Source organism: Aquihabitans sp. G128 (genome assembly GCF_019048865.1).
Classification (GTDB): Bacteria; Actinomycetota; Acidimicrobiia; order Acidimicrobiales; family Iamiaceae; genus Aquihabitans.
In genome coordinates this window covers 1-17,288 of sequence record NZ_CP077604.1, presented here as the reverse complement: position 1 = coordinate 17,288, position 17,288 = coordinate 1, and the positions used below count along the sequence as shown (strand labels likewise).

Annotated in this window: 15 protein-coding genes and 6 pseudogenes; 11 read left to right on the top strand and 10 right to left on the bottom strand. The window is 72.8% G+C overall.

Annotated features, from left to right (window positions below; genetic code table 11):
- Positions 1–43: 43 nt before the first annotated feature.
- The 4 genes and pseudogenes from KSP35_RS25385 (at position 44) to KSP35_RS25380 (ending at position 3,325) form a co-directional block, all read left to right on the top strand.
- Positions 44–634 carry a type II toxin-antitoxin system VapC family toxin gene (locus KSP35_RS25385; protein WP_371748627.1) on the top strand — a complete coding sequence of 197 codons (591 nt, stop codon included), beginning with the start codon at positions 44–46 and terminating at the stop codon, positions 632–634.
- Positions 631–1,242, top strand: coding sequence for an MBL fold metallo-hydrolase (locus tag KSP35_RS00105; protein ID WP_216998195.1), 612 nt, complete (start codon positions 631–633; stop codon positions 1,240–1,242). Before KSP35_RS25385 ends, KSP35_RS00105 begins: the two co-directional genes overlap by 4 nt.
- Before the next feature lie 122 nt (positions 1,243–1,364).
- Positions 1,365–2,888 (top strand): aldehyde dehydrogenase family protein, encoded by a 1,524-nt coding sequence (locus KSP35_RS00100; RefSeq protein ID WP_216998242.1) that lies wholly within the window; start codon positions 1,365–1,367, stop codon positions 2,886–2,888.
- A pseudogene (locus KSP35_RS25380) lies at positions 2,888–3,325 on the top strand (DUF779 domain-containing protein). The gene KSP35_RS00100 and the pseudogene KSP35_RS25380 overlap by 1 nt, the downstream one beginning before the upstream one ends.
- A gap of 24 nt (positions 3,326–3,349) precedes the next feature.
- Here the strand turns inward: KSP35_RS25380 and KSP35_RS00090 are convergent.
- Positions 3,350–3,502 carry a helix-turn-helix domain-containing protein gene (locus KSP35_RS00090; RefSeq protein WP_216998240.1) on the bottom strand — a complete coding sequence of 51 codons (153 nt, stop codon included), beginning with the start codon at positions 3,500–3,502 and terminating at the stop codon, positions 3,350–3,352.
- A 576-nt stretch (positions 3,503–4,078) separates the two neighbouring features.
- On the bottom strand, positions 4,079–5,131 hold the full coding sequence (locus KSP35_RS25375; RefSeq protein ID WP_216998239.1) for a GAF domain-containing protein: 1,053 nt from the start codon (positions 5,129–5,131) through the stop codon (positions 4,079–4,081).
- Positions 5,132–5,418: 287 nt separating this feature from the next.
- On the opposite strand from KSP35_RS25375, the gene KSP35_RS00080 reads away from it, so the two are divergent.
- Positions 5,419–6,501, top strand: a complete 1,083-nt coding sequence (locus KSP35_RS00080; protein WP_216998238.1) for a M15 family metallopeptidase — start codon at positions 5,419–5,421, stop codon at positions 6,499–6,501.
- An 80-nt stretch (positions 6,502–6,581) separates the two neighbouring features.
- Here the strand turns inward: KSP35_RS00080 and msrB are convergent, their stop codons facing one another.
- Together msrB and msrA are read right to left on the bottom strand one after the other, a co-directional pair.
- On the bottom strand, positions 6,582–6,929 hold the full coding sequence (gene msrB / locus KSP35_RS25370; RefSeq protein ID WP_371749010.1) for a peptide-methionine (R)-S-oxide reductase MsrB: 348 nt from the start codon (positions 6,927–6,929) through the stop codon (positions 6,582–6,584).
- 144 nt (positions 6,930–7,073) lie between these two features.
- A pseudogene (gene msrA / locus KSP35_RS25365) lies at positions 7,074–7,703 on the bottom strand (peptide-methionine (S)-S-oxide reductase MsrA); the annotation flags it as partial.
- 226 nt (positions 7,704–7,929) lie between these two features.
- On the opposite strand from msrA, the gene sufC reads away from it, so the two are divergent.
- The 5 genes and pseudogenes from sufC to KSP35_RS25360 form a co-directional block, all read left to right on the top strand.
- Positions 7,930–8,691, top strand: a complete 762-nt coding sequence (sufC, locus tag KSP35_RS00065; RefSeq protein WP_216998189.1) for a Fe-S cluster assembly ATPase SufC — start codon at positions 7,930–7,932, stop codon at positions 8,689–8,691.
- Positions 8,688–9,944 (top strand): aminotransferase class V-fold PLP-dependent enzyme, encoded by a 1,257-nt coding sequence (locus KSP35_RS00060; protein WP_216998237.1) that lies wholly within the window; start codon positions 8,688–8,690, stop codon positions 9,942–9,944. The genes sufC and KSP35_RS00060 overlap by 4 nt, the downstream gene beginning before the upstream one ends.
- Positions 9,945–9,990: 46 nt before the next feature.
- Positions 9,991–10,494 (top strand): Fe-S cluster assembly sulfur transfer protein SufU, encoded by a 504-nt coding sequence (gene sufU / locus KSP35_RS00055; protein WP_216998236.1) that lies wholly within the window; start codon positions 9,991–9,993, stop codon positions 10,492–10,494.
- 355 nt (positions 10,495–10,849) lie between these two features.
- Complete coding sequence (locus KSP35_RS00050) at positions 10,850–11,443, top strand: LON peptidase substrate-binding domain-containing protein (protein ID WP_216998235.1); 594 nt, start codon at positions 10,850–10,852, stop codon at positions 11,441–11,443.
- A gap of 71 nt (positions 11,444–11,514) precedes the next feature.
- A pseudogene (locus tag KSP35_RS25360) lies at positions 11,515–13,339 on the top strand (S16 family serine protease); the annotation flags it as partial.
- Between the two features lie 133 nt (positions 13,340–13,472).
- On the opposite strand, the pseudogene KSP35_RS00030 reads toward KSP35_RS25360, so the two are convergent.
- Positions 13,473–13,664 (bottom strand): annotated as a pseudogene (locus KSP35_RS00030) (arsenate reductase family protein); the annotation flags it as partial.
- Between the two features lie 23 nt (positions 13,665–13,687).
- Between KSP35_RS00030 and KSP35_RS00025 the strand changes: the two are divergent.
- Positions 13,688–13,837: a hypothetical protein gene (locus tag KSP35_RS00025; RefSeq protein WP_216998231.1), complete on the top strand. Its 150-nt coding sequence runs from the start codon at positions 13,688–13,690 to the stop codon at positions 13,835–13,837.
- A 700-nt stretch (positions 13,838–14,537) separates the two neighbouring features.
- On the opposite strand, the gene KSP35_RS00020 is transcribed toward KSP35_RS00025, so the two are convergent.
- The 5 genes and pseudogenes from KSP35_RS00020 to KSP35_RS25345 form a co-directional block, all read right to left on the bottom strand.
- Positions 14,538–15,224 carry a hypothetical protein gene (locus KSP35_RS00020; protein ID WP_217002332.1) on the bottom strand — a complete coding sequence of 229 codons (687 nt, stop codon included), beginning with the start codon at positions 15,222–15,224 and terminating at the stop codon, positions 14,538–14,540.
- Positions 15,221–16,120 (bottom strand): hypothetical protein, encoded by a 900-nt coding sequence (locus KSP35_RS00015; protein ID WP_216998230.1) that lies wholly within the window; start codon positions 16,118–16,120, stop codon positions 15,221–15,223. The genes KSP35_RS00020 and KSP35_RS00015 overlap by 4 nt, the downstream gene beginning before the upstream one ends.
- Positions 16,069–16,218, bottom strand: coding sequence for a hypothetical protein (locus KSP35_RS25355; protein WP_371748626.1), 150 nt, complete (start codon positions 16,216–16,218; stop codon positions 16,069–16,071). The genes KSP35_RS00015 and KSP35_RS25355 overlap by 52 nt, the downstream gene beginning before the upstream one ends.
- Positions 16,219–16,772: 554 nt before the next feature.
- Positions 16,773–16,943 (bottom strand): annotated as a pseudogene (locus KSP35_RS25350) (ABC transporter ATP-binding protein); the annotation flags it as partial.
- A 134-nt stretch (positions 16,944–17,077) separates the two neighbouring features.
- A pseudogene (locus KSP35_RS25345) lies at positions 17,078–17,233 on the bottom strand (hypothetical protein); the annotation flags it as partial.
- Positions 17,234–17,288: the final 55 nt, after the last annotated feature.

Sequence of the window (17,288 nt, the reverse complement as noted above, 5' to 3'; positions counted from 1 at the left end):
CCCACCGACGAGTGGTCCTCGACGCCATGGCCGGCGACCCGGTGTGGTGCGCGCCGGCGCTGGCCCGGGCCGAGGCGCTCGGCCTCGTCGACCGCGGTGCGACCTGCCCACCGACGGGGACCGCGGCGCCGCCGCCCTGCGCGACGACTGGGAGCGCGCCCACGTGGTGCCGCTCGACCAGGGCTGCCTGGACCGGGCCGCCGAGCTCACGCGCGAGCACCCGCTGCGCACCGTCGACGCGCTGCACCTCGCCGCCGCCACCCGCCTCCCGGGACCGGTCACCTTCGTCACGTTCGACCCCCGCCAGATCCCCGTGGCCCTCGCCCTGGGCCTCCCGCCGTCGCCTCCTCCTGAGCTGGCCGCCGGACCGGCCCGACATACCGGCGGTCTCCGAAGCGCGAGCCGCACCTCGCTGACCTGGGACTTCGCGACCGACTGGCTCGCCGGGCCGCCGGTGGGCGTAGCATCGTGCCATCGCACCGAGCCGCCCTCGCGGCCGCTCGGCCCAAGATCCCAGCGGGCGCTCTCCAGTGCACGGTGGGTCCGACGGCGCCCTGGCCACCCCCTCCCCCGGCCGGGGCGTCGTCGCGCCCGGGCGCATCGAGCGGCGGCGCCCGCCAGACTGGGACCATGAGCACGCTCGTCTGGTCCGACACCGCCGCCGAGGTCCACCAGGTCGTCGTCGGCCCCGTCGAGAACAACGTCTACGTCCTGCGGTGCCGCGAGACCGGCCGGGCCGTGCTGCTCGACGCCGCCAACGAGCACGACCGGCTGCTGGAGCTGTGCCAGGCCCTCGGCGTCACCGACGTGCTCGAGACCCACGGCCACTGGGACCACATCCAGGCCGTGCCACAGCTGCGCGACGCCGGGTACTCGGTGCACGTGACCGCGGAGGACGCCGCCATGCTCCCCTCCTACGACGAGCTGCTCGCCGACGACGACGTCGTCGAGGTCGGGCGGCTGCGCCTCCACACCATCCACACGCCGGGCCACACCCCCGGCTCGATGTGCTTCCGCCTCGAGGGGGCCCCGCTGCTCTTCAGCGGCGACACGCTGTTCCCGGGCGGCGTGGGCAACGCCACCTTCGAGGGCGGCGACTTCGCCACCCTCATCGACGCCGTGGAGCAGCGGCTGTTCCGCCCGCTGGCGGCCGACACCCTGGTCCTGCCGGGCCACGGCGACGCCACCACCATCGGCACCGAGTCCCCCCACCTCCAGGAGTGGATCGACCGCGGCTGGTAGCGCCCGGACGTGGCGCGCACCGTGTGCCACATCGGGACACCCGCCGGAGCGACGGCGGGCGGAGCATGGACCCACCAGGGGGCGTGCGGCGATCGGCCGCACCGAGACCACAGGGAGTCCACATGCCGAAGTTCGCCAACCCGGGAACCGCCGACAGCACGGTCAGCTACCAGGACCGCTACGGCCACTACATCGGCGGCGAGTGGGTCGACCCCGCCAAGGGCCAGTGGTTCGAGAACCCGTCACCGGTGACCGGCGAGACCTTCACCGAGATCGCCCGCGGCACCGCCGACGACGTCGAGCGGGCCCTCGATGCGGCCCACGCCGCGGCCCCGGCCTGGGGCAAGACCTCGGCCGGCGAGCGCTCGCAGATCCTGAACAAGATCGCCGACCGCATGGAGGAGAACCTCGAGGTCCTGGCCGTCGCCGAGAGCTGGGACAACGGCAAGCCGGTGCGCGAGTGCCTGGCCGCCGACATCCCGCTCGCCATCGACCACTTCCGCTACTTCGCCGGCGCGCTGCGGGCCCAGGAGGGCTCGGTCAGCCAGATCGACGACGACACCGTCGCCTACCACTTCCAGGAGCCGCTGGGCGTGGTCGCCCAGATCATCCCGTGGAACTTCCCGATCCTCATGGCGGTCTGGAAGCTGGCCCCGGCGCTCGCCGCCGGCAACGCCGTGGTGCTCAAGCCCGCCGAGCAGACCCCGGCCTCGATCAACATCCTCATCGGGCTGGTGGGCGACCTGCTGCCCGAGGGCGTGCTCAACATCGTGCAGGGCTTCGGCACCGAGGCCGGCAAGCCGCTGGCGTCGAGCAGCCGCATCGCCAAGGTCGCCTTCACCGGCGAGACCACCACCGGTCGGCTGATCATGCAGTACGCCAGCCAGAACATCATCCCGGTCACCCTCGAGCTGGGCGGCAAGAGCCCCAACATCTTCTTCCGGGACGTGGCCGACCACGACGACGCCTTCTACGACAAGGCGCTCGAGGGGTTCACGATGTTCGCGCTCAACCAGGGCGAGGTCTGCACCTGTCCCAGCCGGGCGCTCATCGACGCACCGATCTACGACAAGTTCCTGGGCGACGCCCTGGCCCGCACCAAGAGCGTCGTCCAGGGCCACCCGCTCGACACCGACACGATGATCGGTGCCCAGGCCTCGAACGACCAGCTGGAGAAGATCCTCAGCTACATCGACATCGGCAAGTCCGAGGGCGCCACCGTCCTGGTGGGCGGTGAGCGCTCCGACCTCGGCGGTGAGCTCAGCGGCGGGTACTACGTCGAGCCCACGATCTTCGAGGGCACCAACCAGATGCGGATCTTCCAGGAGGAGATCTTCGGGCCGGTGCTCGCCGTGGCGAAGTTCGACGGCTACGACGACGCGATCTCGATCGCCAACGACACGCTCTACGGCCTCGGCGCCGGTGTCTGGACCCGGGACGTGAACACCCAGTTCCGGGCCGGCCGGGCCATCCAGGCCGGGCGGGTGTGGTGCAACTGCTACCACCTGTACCCCGCCCACGCTGCGTTCGGCGGCTACAAGAGCTCCGGCATCGGCCGGGAGAACCACAAGATGATGCTCGACCACTACCAGCAGACGAAGAACCTGCTGGTGTCCTACTCGCCGGACAAGCTCGGCTTCTTCTGATGCCCGGGCCCGCCGGCCCCACCACGGGGTCGACCGAGCGGGTGGCCTTCACCGACGCGGCGGCGGACCTGGTCCGCCGCCTCTCGGCCGAGCACGGCCCGGTGATGTTCCACCAGTCGGGCGGCTGCTGCGACGGCTCGTCGCCCATGTGCTACCCGCGGGCGAGTTCCTCGTGGGCGGCGGCGACGTGCGGGTGGGCCAGGTGGCCTTCGCCGGACTCGACCGGCCGGTCGACGTCTGGATGTCGAAGCCGCAGTTCCAGTACTGGAAGCACACCCACCTCACGATCGACGTCGTGCCCGGGCGGGGGTGGCGGGTTCTCCCTGGAGTCGCCCGAAGGCGTCCGCTTCCTGCTGCGGTCCCGGTTGTTCACCGACGACGAGGAGGCGAGCCTGGTGCCCGTCCTCGGCGGCGACGAGGTCGAGGACCTCGACTAGCCCCACCAAGGGTGGCCGCCGGGCCTACCAGGCCCGGCGGTCGAGCTGGAGGCCGTAGGCCTCGAGCTTGCGGTACAGCGTCGACCGGGAGATGCCGAGCGCCGAGGCGGCGGCCGCCTTGTTGCCGTCGGCGGACGCGAGGGCGGAGGCGATGGCCTCGCACTCGTGCTGCTCCATGGCGGTGAGGTGCGGGCGGTGGGTGGCGGCGCGGACCTCGGGGGGGCAGGTCGTCCAGCGTGATCGTGCCCACGTGGCGCTTCACCACCACGCGGTGGAGCAGGGCCTCGAGCTGGCGGAGGTTGCCGGGGAGGTCGACCCGGGTGAGCGCCTGGACCACCTCGGGGGCCAGCCGGACCGCGCCGGTGGGCGCCAGGCGGCCGAGGATCGAGCGGATCAGCCCGGGGAGCTCCTCGACGCGATCGGCGATGCCGGGCACCCGCACCAGCCGGTCGAAGCGATCGGCCAGGGCCTGTCCGGCAGCAGGCCCGGCAGCGGGCCCGGGGGCGCCGACCGTCGAGCCGGGCTCGGCCACGGTGGCGATCACGGCGACGCCTGGGGGCGTGGCGTCCAGCACCGCGGTCAGCCCCGCCGACACGTCGGCCCCCAACGCCTCGAGGTGGCGGATCACGACCGGGCCGCCACCGGTGAGAGCCGCTTCGACGTCGACCAGCCACGCCCGGGCGCCGTCGACCACCGCTCGCCCGGCGTCGAACACCGGCACCGTCGCGCGGTCCAGCGCCAGCTTGGCCACGGTCAGCTTGCCGGCGCCGCTCGGCCCACGGAGCAGGACCCGCTCGCCGGCGGCCAGCGCGCCGGCCACCTCGTCGGCGAGGCGGGCGGTGACCCCTGCCGGTCCGTACGCAGGGGCCCCGGCGGGTGATGACGGGGCGGCGCGCCGCGATGCGGTGCCCGACCGGGAGCCGACGGTGCGCGCCGACGCCTCCGCCACCGCCTCGGCCAGGCGCACGATGGCCCCGACGGGCCGCTCCCCCCACCTCCACGACCTCGAACCGGGCGTGGACGCGCGACCCGCTGGCCAGCAGGAGCTCCTGCACGTCGTCGCTGCGCCCGGTCACCGCAGCGGCGCCGATCTCCCACAGCGCGCCGTGGTCGGCGCCGTCGAGCAGCCGGGCGGCGGCGGGGTTGGTCAGGACGAACGAGTGGTTCAACGACACCACCGCTCCCGAGGCCCGGTGCGACGCCCGCAGGAAGGCGCTGAACAGCGCCCGCTCGGCCACCGTGGCGTCTTCCTCGAAGCTGGCCGCGGATGCCGGCGACGGCCTCCGCCACCAGCGGCGCCATCCACGGCCCGGCGTCCTCGTTGAAGCAGGTGAGGTCGAGCACGCCTTCGAGCCGACCGGTGACGGGGTGCTCGATCGGCACGCCCATGCACGTGAGCGGGCGGAGCGCCTCGGCGTAGTGCTCCGGCCCCTTCACCAGCACGGCCCGGCGCTCCTCGGCCGCGGTGCCCATGCCGTTGGTGCCCACCACGTCCTCGGCGTAGGAGTAGCCCGGCACCAGCCCGATGCCGTCGAGCAGGTCGCCCAGCGGCTGCGTGCCGGCGCGCCGGTCGAGCACGCCGGCGTGGGCATCGGTCAGCACGACGGTGGTGCGGGTGTCGGCCAGCGTCGACGAGAGCCGGTCGAGCACGGGCGCCGCCAGCGAGGCGAGGCGGCCCGTGGGGTCGGCGTCGGCGGCCAGCGAGGGGGCGAGGGCGTCGCCGGTGACGCCCGAGCGCAAGGAGCGGGCCCATGACGCGGCGATCTCCGGCCTCGGCTCGACTGGCGGCGGCGTGGCTCGGCCCATCTGCAGGTCCCCGGATCGTCGGAAGTGACGCTGGACACAGGGTACGACCGAGTTGCCGGGTTCGCCCGGCAACCGTCCCAACCTGGGACACCGTGCGACACGCCCCTCCACGGCCGACCGGTGAACGGCTCGGACCCGTGCGGGCACGGGACCTCACCAGTTCCTGCTCGGGTCGACGACCGGTGACCGGCACGGCCGCGGGCGGGCACGAGACCTCACCGGCCCGAATCGGGGCGCCGGCGATCCGGTCCGAGGCGGGACGGGGTGCGACGATGGCGCCATGGCCGATGACGCGCTCCCCCTCGCCCGCCCGGCCGGTCGACCACCGCCCGGTGCACACCGCCGAGCTGCCCGACACCCCGCAGCGCACGCGCACCATCCCGGCCACGGCGTGGGTGGAGGCGCCGGCGGAGCTGCTGGCGCTCGGCGAGCGCTTCGGCGGACCGGGCGACGCGGTCGCCGGCGACACGGCCAGCTTCCTCCGCCGCATTGGGCCCTGGCTGCTCTGGCGGGCCGGGCCGGCGCGCGGTGCCGACGCGCCCTACTGGACGGCGCGGGCGGCCGACCTGTCCGAGGCCTTCACCTTCCCTCCTGTTCCCCGACGGCTCGGGCGACGGCGTCGGGCCCAGCGGGGAGCGCCACACCCGGTTCCGGGCGTGGAAGGAAGACCTCCGCGACCACGACTGAACGGTGCGGGCCAGCAGCGGGGCCCGTCACGCGCTCGTCACCCGTTCGCACCCATCTCGCGATGTCCGCTCAAGGCGGGCCCCGAGGGTGCCGTTGCCTGTGGTGCGCCGGCACGAGCTCGGCCGTGGCTCGGGAGGGGACCACGAGATGCGACTGCGCACCACCACGCCCCGCGGCAGCTGCTCGCCGTCGCCGCCATCGGGCTCGTCGCCCTGGCCGGCACGGCTTGTGAGCCCACCCGGGCCGAGCCGCCGACGGGGACGTCGACGACCACCACGACCATCCCGGCGCCGGCCACCACCAAGGTGACCTGTGCCAGCGGCAGCACCATCACCGTGGCCACCTCGATCGCGGGCGACGTCAAGGCCCTGCTGGCCGCCGCCAAGGCCGACGGCCTGAAGCTCTGCGGCGGCGGCTTCCGCACCGCCGACGCCCAGATCGCCGTGCGCAAGGCGAACTGCGGCACGACCTACTACGACATCTGGCAGAAGCCCTCGAGCCAGTGCAGCCCGCCGACCGCGATCCCGGGCACCTCGATGCACGAGAGGGGCCTGGCCATCGACTTCACCAGCTGCGACACCCGCACGACCGCTTGCTACAAGTGGCTGGCGGCCAACGCCGCCGACTTCGGCCTGCAGAACCTGCCCTCGGAGCCCTGGCACTGGAGCACCAACGGCCGCTGATCCCCGGACGCGACGACGGGCCGCAGCCCGGGCTCGTCGCCCGGTCCTGCGACCCGTCTCGGTTGCGGCCAGCCAGCCGCTCAGCTGGCGGGCTGGCCCTCGGCGTCGAGGTCGAGCGCCAGGCTGTTCATGCAGTAGCGGAGGCCGCCCTTGTCTCGGGGGCCGTCGGGGAAGACGTGGCCCAGGTGGGAGTGGCAGCGGGCGCAGCGCACCTCGGTGCGGACCATCCCGTGGCTCCGGTCCTCGATGACCTCGACCGCGCCGGGCGACACGGCCTCGGTGAAGCTGGGCCAGCCGCTGCCGGAGTGGAACTTGGTGTCGCTCGTGTAGAGCGGGTTCCCACAGGCGTTGCAGCGGTAGAGGCCGGGCTCCTCGGTGTCGGTGTAGGCGCCGGCGAAGGCCCGCTCGGTGCCGGCCCGGCGGAGCACGTCGTACTCGGCGGGGCTGAGCCGGTCGCGCCACTCGTCGTCGCTGGAGGCCAGCGGCTTGAGCTTCGGGTCGGCGGCCTCGGCGACGGGCGGGTCACCGGCGGGCGCCGCGCCGGCCGTGCCCTGGGCCGGCGGGGCGAGGGCGCACGTGACGCCGGTGCCCTTGAGCCCGCAGTAGCCGTTCGGCACCTTGTGGAGGTACTGCTGGTGGTACTCCTCGGCGTAGAAGAACGGGCCGGCGGGAGCCAGCTCGCTGGCCACCTGGCCCCTGCCCGCCTCGGCCAGCGCCTTGCCGAACTGCTCGGCCGCCGACAGGGCCTCGGCCTTCTGCTCCTCGGTGGTCCAGTAGATGGCCGAGCGGTACTGGGTGCCGACGTCGTTGCCCTGGCGGTTCTCCTGGGTGGGGTCGTGCTCGTCGAAGAAGACCTGCAGGAGCTGCCGGTACGGGACCACGGCGGGGTCGAAGACCACGAGGACCGACTCCGTGTGGCCGGTGCGGCCCGAACAGGTCTCCTCGTAGGTGGGGTTGGGGGTGAACCCGCCGGCGTAGCCGACCGCGGTCGACCACACGCCGGGGATGCTCCAGAAGAGGCGCTCGGCGCCCCAGAAGCAGCCCAGGGCGAAGATGGCGACCTCGTGGCCCTCCGGGAAGGGAGGCACGATCGAGTGCCCGTTGACGGCGTGCACGCCGGTGATGTCGAAGGCCGGCTGGTCGCGGCCGGGCAGGGCCGTCTCCGCGGTCGGCATCTCGGGCTTGGTACGGCTCCACAGCATGTCGGGCACCTCCTGGGCACCTGGTTCGACGGATGTTCCCCCCATGCAACAGCGCGGCGGGCGGTTCTGGTCCCGGCGGGCCGGGGATTTCGCGGATCGCAAGATCCGCTGGTCAGCGCACGTGGACGAGACCCACGGGCCGCTCCCTACCCAACCGGCGCCGACGTGACGAAGTTCCCGGCGTCGGCATTACCACTATGGCCGTAGTGCTAATACACTGGCCCCCATGTCCGGAGCACCCATCTTCGAGATCGACGACCTGCACGTCAGCGCCGACGGCAACGAGATCCTCCGTGGGGTCAGCCTCACCATCGGCGCCGGCGAGGTCCACGCCCTCATGGGGCCCAACGGCTCCGGCAAGAGCACGCTGGCCAGCGCCCTGCTCGGCAGCCCGGACTACCAGGTCACCGGCGGCACCATCCGCTTCAAGGGCGACGACATCACCACCTGGGGCCCCGACGACCGCGGCAAGGCCGGCGTGTTCCTGGCCTTCCAGTACCCGCAGACCATCCCGGGCGTGTCGGTCATCAACTTCCTGCGCCAGGCCCTCTCGGCCCGCAAGGGCATCGACCTCTCGGTCCTGGAGCTGCGGCTCAGCATCATGGAGTGGATGGAGCGGCTGGACATGGACCCGGCCTTCGCCGACCGCTACCTCAACGAGGGCTTCTCCGGCGGCGAGAAGAAGCGCAACGAGATCCTGCAGATGGCCATCCTCGAGCCCGAGGTCGCCATCCTCGACGAGACCGACTCCGGCCTCGACATCGACGCCCTCCGGGTGGTCGCCCAGGGCGTGCGCGAGGTCCAGGCCGACCGGCCCGACCTCGGCCTCCTGGTGGTCACCCACTACCAGCGCCTGCTGGACGAGATCCAGCCGTCGCACGTGCACCTGCTGATCGACGGCCGGATCGTGGAGTCCGGCGGCATGGAGCTCGTGGCCCGGCTCGAAGCCGACGGCTACGAGTCCTGGAGAACGCCGGTCGGCGCATGAGCACCGCCGAGGTCACCCGCACCTTCGACGTCGCCAAGGTCAAGGCCGACTTCCCGCTGCTGCAGCGCGAGCTCAAGGGCGGGCCGATCCACTACCTGGACTCGGCGGCGTCCTCCCAGAAGCCGCAGGTGGTCATCGATGCGATGACCACCTACTACGAGACCATCAACGCCAACGTGCACCGCGGCGTCTACGAGATCGCCGAGGCCGCCACCAACGCCCTCGAGGCGTCCCGGGTCCGGGTCGGCCGCTTCATCGGCGCCCCGAACCCCGAGACCGAGGTCATCTTCTCGAAGAACGCCACGGAGTCGCTGAACCTGGTGGCCCGCTCCTGGGGCGGCGCCAACCTCGGCCCGGGCGACGCCGTGCTGCTCACGCAGCTCGAGCACCACGCCAACATCGTCCCGTGGTTCCAGCTCCAGGCCGAGAAGGGCTTCGAGATCCGCTGGATCCCGCTCACCGCCGACGCCCAGCTCGACCTCACCGACATCGACCGCCTGCTCGACGGCGTGAAGCTGCTGGCCCTCACGGCCATGTCGAACGTCACCGGCACGCTCACGCCGGTCCGGGAGCTCACCGAGAAGGCCCACGCCGCCGGTGCCCTGGTCTGCTTGGACGCCTGCCAGTACGTGCCCCACCTGGCCACCGACGTCGTGTCCCTGGGCGTCGACTTCGCCGCCTTCTCCGGCCACAAGATGCTCGGCCCCACCGGCATCGGCGTGCTGTGGGGCCGCGAGGCCCTGCTCGACGCCATGCCGACGTTCCTGGGCGGCGGCGGCATGATCCTCAACGTCACGCTCGACGGGTTCACGCCCGCCGCGCCGCCCGCCAAGTTCGAGGCGGGCACCCCGCCGGTGGCCGAGATCATCGGCCTGCACGCCGCGGTCGACTACCTCGACGCGCTGGGCATGGACGCCGTGCGCGAGCACGAGGTCACCATCACCGCCTACGCCCTGCGCACGCTCACCGAGCGCTTCGGCGAGGCCCTTACCATCCACGGCCCGGCCGAGCCGGCCGCTCGCGGCGGCGTGCTCTCGCTGGCCATGGAGGGCATCCACCCGCACGACCTGGCGCAGGTGCTCGACGAGCACGCCGTCTGCGTCCGCCCGGGCCACCACTGCGCCAAGCCGCTCATGAAGGTGCTCGGCGTCGGGGCCACCGCCCGGGCGTCGTTCTACGTGTACAACGACACCGACGACGTCGATGCGTTGGCCGACGCCCTCGGCGAAGCGGCAGACTTCTTCTCGTTCTGATCGCCTCCGGCGATCGGATCCCCGGAACCACATTGCGAGGCCAGACATGCCAGGACTCGAGGATCTCTACCGCGAGATCATCCTCGACCACTACCGCTCCCCCCGGAACCGGGGCGAGCTGGAGACGCCCCCGGCCACCCGCACCGAGGGCTTCAACCCGCTGTGCGGCGACGAGATCGTGGTGTACCTCGACGTCGACGCCTCCGGGACGGTCGGCGACATCCGCATCGGCGGCACCGGCTGCTCCATCAGCCAGTCCTCCGCCTCGATGATGTCGGCGGCGGTGAAGGGCAAGACCCTCGCCGAGGTCCGGGCCCTCACCCGGGCCTTCAAGGGGATGATGTCGCTGCACGAGAGCTCGCTCGACACCGATGGCGAGTCCGGTGAGGAGCTCGATGCCGACGGCGAACCGGTCGAGGACGTGAAGCTGGGCGACCTCGGGGCGCTGCGCGGCGTGGTGAAGTTCCCCGTCCGCATCAAGTGCGCCACCCTGGCCTGGAACACCCTCATGCAGGGCGTCGACGAGGCCGCCGAGGCCCACCCGGCCTGATCGGCCCGCCACCCCCAGCCGCCCGGACCCTGACCCTCGACCTGAGGTTCAGCCCTTCCTTCGCCCCGCTCCCACCCGGTCGTCGGCCCGCCGACCGCCCCCACCCCCTCCCACCACCTCGAACTTGTGGGCCCAGAGCGCCATCTTCGGCGGTGTGGGCCCACAAGTTGCGGAAGGTGGGGACGGCGACGGGCCGGGAGGGGCGACCGGGGGCTGGGTCTGCCAGACCGGGGCGGTGAAGTTGATGGTTGAGCGCGCAACCAGGGGTGGCTTCTGGATTCGGAAGTTGGGTGGGGGAATAGCAACTTTGCTGGCAGAGTTGTCAGGGTTCCACATCTCCCCCGAGGAGCCCACCTTGTCCGACACCGAAACCTCCACCCTCACCCTGCCGGTCCTGCCGCTCACCAGCGGCGTGGTCCTCCCCGGCATGGTCCTCACCATCGCCCTGGAGACCGACGACGCCAAGGCCGCCGTCGAGGCTGCGGGCGACGACGGGCGCCTCCTGCTCGTGCCCCGGGTCGACGGTCGCCACGCCAACGTCGGCACCGTCGCCACCATCGAGTCCCGCGGCACCCTGCCGTCGGGCATCCCCGCCCTCGTGGTGCGGGCCACTGACCGGGCGCTGCTGCGCACCGGCGTGGCCGGCACCGGCACCGTCCTGTGGCTCGAGGCCGAGCCCGTGCACCCCGAGGTGACCGACGAGGCTCGCGAGAAGGGCAACGAGCTGCGGGCGGCCTTCCGGGCCCTGTTCGAGCAGCTGGGCGGCCGGCGCCTGGTGGAGGTCCTGCGGGGCCTCGACGAGCCCGACGCCCTGGCCGACGCTGCCGGCTGGTGGCCGGACCTGAGCCTCGAAGCGCAAGGTCGAGCTGCTGGAGACCATCGACGTCGCCGAGCGGGTCGGCAAGGTCCTGGAGCTGGGCCAAGGAGGCCCTGGCCGAGGCCGAGCTGACCGAGCGCATCCGCACCGAGGTCACCGACGGCCTCGAGAAGAACCAGCGGGAGTTCATCCTGCGCCAGCAGCTGGCCGCCATCCGCAAGGAGCTGGGCGAGGGCGACGGCGACGGCGAAGAGGGCCCCGACGCCTACCGCACCAAGGTGGCCGAGCGGAACCTGCCCGAGGCGGTCCGGGTGGCCCTCGAAAGGCGACATCGACAAGCTGGAGCGCTCCAGCGAGCAGTCGCCCGAGCACGGCTGGATCCGCACCTGGCTCGACACCGTGCTCGACCTGCCCTGGGGCGAGCGGTCGGCCGACAAGCTGGACCTGGTCCACGCCCGCCCGTGCTCGACGCCGACCACAAGGGCCTGGACGAGGTCAAGGACCGCATCGTCGAGGAGCTGGCCGTCCGCAAGCTCCGCGCCGACCGGGGCCTCGACGCGACCGGCGGCCCCCTCCCGCCGAGGCGGACCAAGGCGCCGATCCGACCGGGGGATCTACCGATCCGGCCGTCGTCGACGCCAGCGACGAGGCGACCGACCACGGGCGTCGATGTCACCGAGCCGGAGCTGGTGATCGGGACTGAGTCGGGCCCCCAGCCTGTCGTGGCCACCGGCCCCCGTGGCCGGCAGCGCAACAGCACGATCCTCACCCTGGTGGGGCCTCCCGGGGTGGGCAAGACCAGCCTCGGCGAGTCCATCGCCCGGGCCCTGGGCCGGTCGTTCGTGCGGGTCGCCCTCGGCGGCGTGCGCGACGAGGCCGAGATCCGCGGTCACCGGCGCACCCTACGTCGGCGCCCAGCCCGGCCGCCTGGTCCGGGCCATGGCCGAGGCCGGGACCATGAACCCCGTGGTCCTGCTGGACGAGATCGACAAGGTGGGCAACGACTACCGGGGCGACCCCCTCGGCGGCGCTGCTCGAGGTCCTCGACCCCGCCCAGAACCACGCCTTCCGGGACCACTACCTGGAGGTCGAGCTCGACCTGTCAGACGTGATCTTCATCGCCACCGCCAACCAGCTCGACACCATCCCCGGTCCCCTCCTCGACCGCATGGAGGTCGTCCTCTCGACGGCTACACCGAGGACGAGAAGGTCGCCATCGCCCGGGACCACCTGCTGGTGCGCCACGCTGGAGCGGGCCGGCCTCGGCGCCGACGAGGTCACGGTCTCCGACGACGCCCTGCGGGCCATCGTCGGCGGCTACACCCGGAGGCGGGCGTCCGCTCGCTGGAGCGGGCCCTCGCCAAGGTGCTGCGCAAGGTGGCCACCAAGGTCGCCGTCCGCCCGGCGAGCCCGTCGCCGTCACCCCCGAGACGGTGCCGGACCTGCTGGGTCGAGCTCGGTTCCACGACACCGACATCGCCGATCGGGTGGCCGTGCCCGGCGTGGCCACCGGCCTCGCCGTGACCGGTGCGCGCGGCGCGTCCTCTTCGTGGAGGTCAGCGCCCTGCCCGCCGACGACGGCGACGCCGAGAAGTCGGCCCTGACCGTCACCGGCCAGCTGGGCGACGTCATGAAGGAGTCGGCCTGGCATCGCCCTCCCACGTGGGGCCCACCGCGACGCCCTGGCCATCCCGGCCGGCGCGCGATCGCCGCAACGTCCACGTGCACTTCCCCGCTGGGGCCGTGCCCAAGGACGGCCCGTCGGCCGGCATCACCATGACCACGGCGCTGGTGAGCTTGTTCATCGGCCGCCCGGTCAAGGCCAACGTGGCCATGACCGGCGAGGTCACGCTGCAGGGCCGGGTCCTGCCGATCGGCGGCGTGAAGCAGAAGCTGCTCGCCGCCCACTGGCTGGGCCTCACGGAGATCATCATCCCGGTCTGCAACGAGCCCGACCTCGACGACCTGCCCCAGGCGGTGCGCGACGAGCTCACCGGCCACCTGGCCAGCGACGTCGCCGACGTCATCGGTTGGGCCTTCGGCTCGCCCCGAGCAGGCCGCCGCCGCCTGACCGAGCCCACGAAGTCGCTGCACTTCTGCACCGGATGCGTGCAGAAGTGCGACGACTTCGCTTCCGGGGAGGTGCGTCGAGGTGCGGCGCTCAGTCGGCGAGGAAGGCGGGGACGCGGTCCTTGGGGCGGCCGATGATGGCGCGGTCGCCGCGGACCAGGACGGGGCGCTGCATGAGGCGGGGGTGGGTCACCAGCAGGTCGGCGACGGCCTCGGGGGTCACGCAGTCGTCCGGGCTCAGGCCCTGGTCCTGGAAGAAGCCGTCCTTGCGGACGAGGTCGGCGGCGGGGTCCTCGAGCTTCCTCGATGAGGGCCAGCAGCGCCGGCCGGTCGAGCGGCTGCTTGAGGTACTGCACGACCTCGGCGTCGCTGCCGGCGGCGCCCACCGTCGAGCGCGGCGAGGTGGAGCAGTTCGGGTTGCGGAACACGGTGACGTCGGCCATGGGCCGATGGTAGTGGCCCGGCTCAGCCGCCGGCCTTGGCGGGCGAGGGGTAGCGGGCGGCGCTTCGGCGGCCGGCGGCTTCGAGTACCCGGTGACCGAGCCCTTCTCGGTGAACGCGGTGGGGCGACCTTGGGCATCTTGCCGGCGAGGTACTGCTTGCCGCCGTCGGCGTAGCGCACCATCCCCGTGCCCTCGGCGCCCTGCTCGTCGGGGCCCTTGGCCTCGGCGTCCCACCAGATCTCCTGCATGTCGTCGACCGCGAGGTAGTCGTGGGCGCCTCGAAGAAGCCGTGGTCGCCGAAGGAGAGCTGGGCGCGGTCGGCGTGCCGCCGGTGGGCGGGTAGCTGAACATGCCGTCGCGGAAGGTCTCGGGCGTGAGGTCCGGCCCGGCCAGGTGGATGCCCAGCGCCAGCAGGCGGATCGGCTCCCAGAGGACCGCCACCGTCTTGGGGCCACCGGCTCCTTGCCGGTGTACCAGACGTGCAGCCGCCAGGCCTCGCCCTGGTCCTGGGGCAGACGGGCCTGGGAGGCTGGAGATGCCGAAGGCGCGGGCCCACTGCTTCTCGTAGCGGCGGCCGAAGACCGTGGTGTCGGTGAGCACCGTGCCGGTGATGACCCACTCGGGGAAGTAGTCCTGGTCGGTGGCGGCCTGGGTGAGGTAGATCGGCATGATCGGGTCGCCCAGGAAGACGACGGTGGTGACGCCCTCCTCCTTCATGCGGGAGATGAGCGAGCGGGCCTCTCGGCCAGCTCCGCCACCACCAGCTGGTAGGTGAGGCTGACCTTGTCCTTGTAGCCGAGCTTGGCGCCGCGCCCAGCCACGACCTTCTCGGTCTGGCCGAACACCGGGGGTCCTGCTCGAAGTGGATCGACGAAGACCCGCTTCCGCTTGCGCAGGGCGGGGTCGCCGGCGAACTCGGCCTTGCGCCCGTTGAGCCGACCGATCAGGTAGTCACCGAGGGTGAGCAGGTACTGCTCCGGCGTTCGGGAGGTTGCCCTACAGTAGGGGGCGTTCTTCTGGAAGGTGGAGTCCGGACCGAGAGCCTGCAGCCCAGGCACAGCACGCCGCGGCTGGCGAGCCCGAATCCGCCAGGGCCCCCTGCTGGCTCGGCCCGCCGAGCGAGGCGAAGGCGCCGATCTCGGTGGCCACCTTGACGGCATCGGCGCGACGAGGTCTCGTCGGAGCCGGTGCCCTTGAACCGGGACGATCTTGAGCTTGCGGCCCCACATGGAGAACCGGTCCTGCACCAGCTTGAGCAGCTCGCCGCCGGTTGCCTCCCGCTTGTCGGCGGGGTCGAGCTGCGCCTGGAGGCTGGCGGCGAGGTCGTCGTCGGGCGACTCGTGGGCCACCACGGTGATGGTGTCGGCGGTGACGCCGGGCGAGGTGGCACCGCCCTTCACGCCGGCGGGCCGCCACGCAGGGCGGGGCGTAGTTCGACGGAATGGTGATGCGCCGGTCTTCGGGTCGCAGTTGTCGCCCCAGTCGAGGTCGTCGGTGGTGCCGGCCTTCTCGGCCTCGGCCCAGGTGATGCGCAGCTTGCTCGAGCCGCCCACCTCGCTCGTGCCGGCCGTGACGGTCTCGTCCCTCGCCCGGTGGAGGCGAACCCGGCCACCAGGCTGAGGGCGACGAGCACGGCCACGAGCGGGCCGAAGCGGGCGAACACCGACGCGCGAGGCGGCGGGGTGGCGGTCCCGGGCGTCATGGCTGGTTCCCGGAGGGTTGCGGCGGGTTGGGTGGCGCCGGAGCGCCTGATGACGGCGGCGTCGCCGCCCAGGTAGGACTCGACCACCGCAGGGTGGGCGAGCACGTCGGCCGGCGGGCCGTCGGTGACGAGACGGCCCTGGTCGAGGGCCACGAGGCGGTCCGACACCGAGGAGATGAGCGACATGTCGTGCTCGATGACCACGAGGTTGGCGTCGAGCGAGTCGCGGATGCCCAGAAGTAGCGGGCCTAGCGCCTCGGCCTTGCGCCTGGGCGATGCCGGACGACGGCTCGTCGAGCAGCACCACCGACGGGCCGTGGCCAGCACGCAACCGATGCCGACCACGCGCGGCGACCCGGTGGAGAGCTCGCTGACGAACTTCGAGCGGAACGCCCCGAGGCCGAGCAGCTCCACCAGCTCGTCGCCGCGGGGTGGGCGGCCACCTCGCTGTCGACGAACGGCGGCAGGCTTTAGCGCGGTGGTGAGCGGGTCCCGCACGTCGAGCCAGCGCTCGAGCGCCACCAGCAGCACCTCCTCGACCGTCAGCGAGGGGAACAGGCGCGAGTCCTGGAAGCTGCGGCCCAGGCCGAGCACGGCCCGGGGGTGCGGTCGCAGCCCGTGGAGACGTCGACGCCGCCGAGCAGCACCCGCCCGGTCTCGGGGCTGCTGTAGCCCGAGACGAGGTCGAGCACCGTCGTCTTGCCGGCGCCGCTGGCCCCGATGAGGCCGACGACCTCGCCGTGGGCGCCACCGAGAAGCTGACGTCGCTGACGGCCCGGATGCCGCCGAAGCGCACCGACACGCCCTCGACCGAGAGGGCCGCTGCGCCGGCCTCGACGGCCGGGGCCGGCGGCGATGCCGCCACCCCCCGCCCGGGCCGGTGACGGTGGGCCTGCTGTTGCCGGCCACCGGGGCGGGGACGTCGGCCTCGAGGAGGCGACGTCGGCGAGGCCGGCCGCAGCACCCTGGAGGACCACCGAGCGCAGCACGTCGGGTCGCTCCAGCAGCTCGGGGGGGGGCCCGGGAAGCGGATCTCGCCCTCTCCAGAGTAGGCGGCGTCGGCGACGGTGAGCGCCACGTTCACCGACTGCTCCACGAGGATGATCGTGGTGCCCCGGGCGCTGAGGTCGCGGACCACGCCCAAGAGCTGCTCCACCACCACCGGGGCCAGGCCGAGCGAGGAGAGCTCGTCGATCATCAGGAGGCGGCGGGGCCTGGCCAGGAAGGCCATGGCCAGGGCCAGCATCTGCTGCTGGCCGCCCGACAGGCACGGCGGCCGGGTCGTCGGCGCGGCTGGGCCAGGATCGGGAACAGCCTCTAGGGCCTCGGCCACCCGGGCGGTGCGCAGCGCCCGGTCGTGGCGCAGCATCCACCCGGCCGCCCGCAGGTTCTCGGCCACGGTGAGGCCGGGGAACACGCCCTGGCCGCCCGGCACCTGGGCGATGCCTCGCGGGGCGATTCTCCTCCGGAGGGGCGTGGGTGATGTCGCTTCCGTCGAACACGATCGCCGCCATCGGCGATGGCCACGCCGGAGATGGCCTTGAGCAAGGTCGACTTTCTGGCACCGTTCGTGCCCAGGAGGGCGATGACCTTCGCCCTCGGCCACGTCGAGGTCGACGCCGAACAGCACCCGCACGTCGCCGTGGACACGTGCACGCCCCGCACGCTGAGCAGGGGGAGCTTGCCGTCGGCCCGCTCCCGCAGCATCTGGGCGCTGGTGGCGGTGCCGGTCCAGACCTGGGCGATGTCGTCCTCGATCACC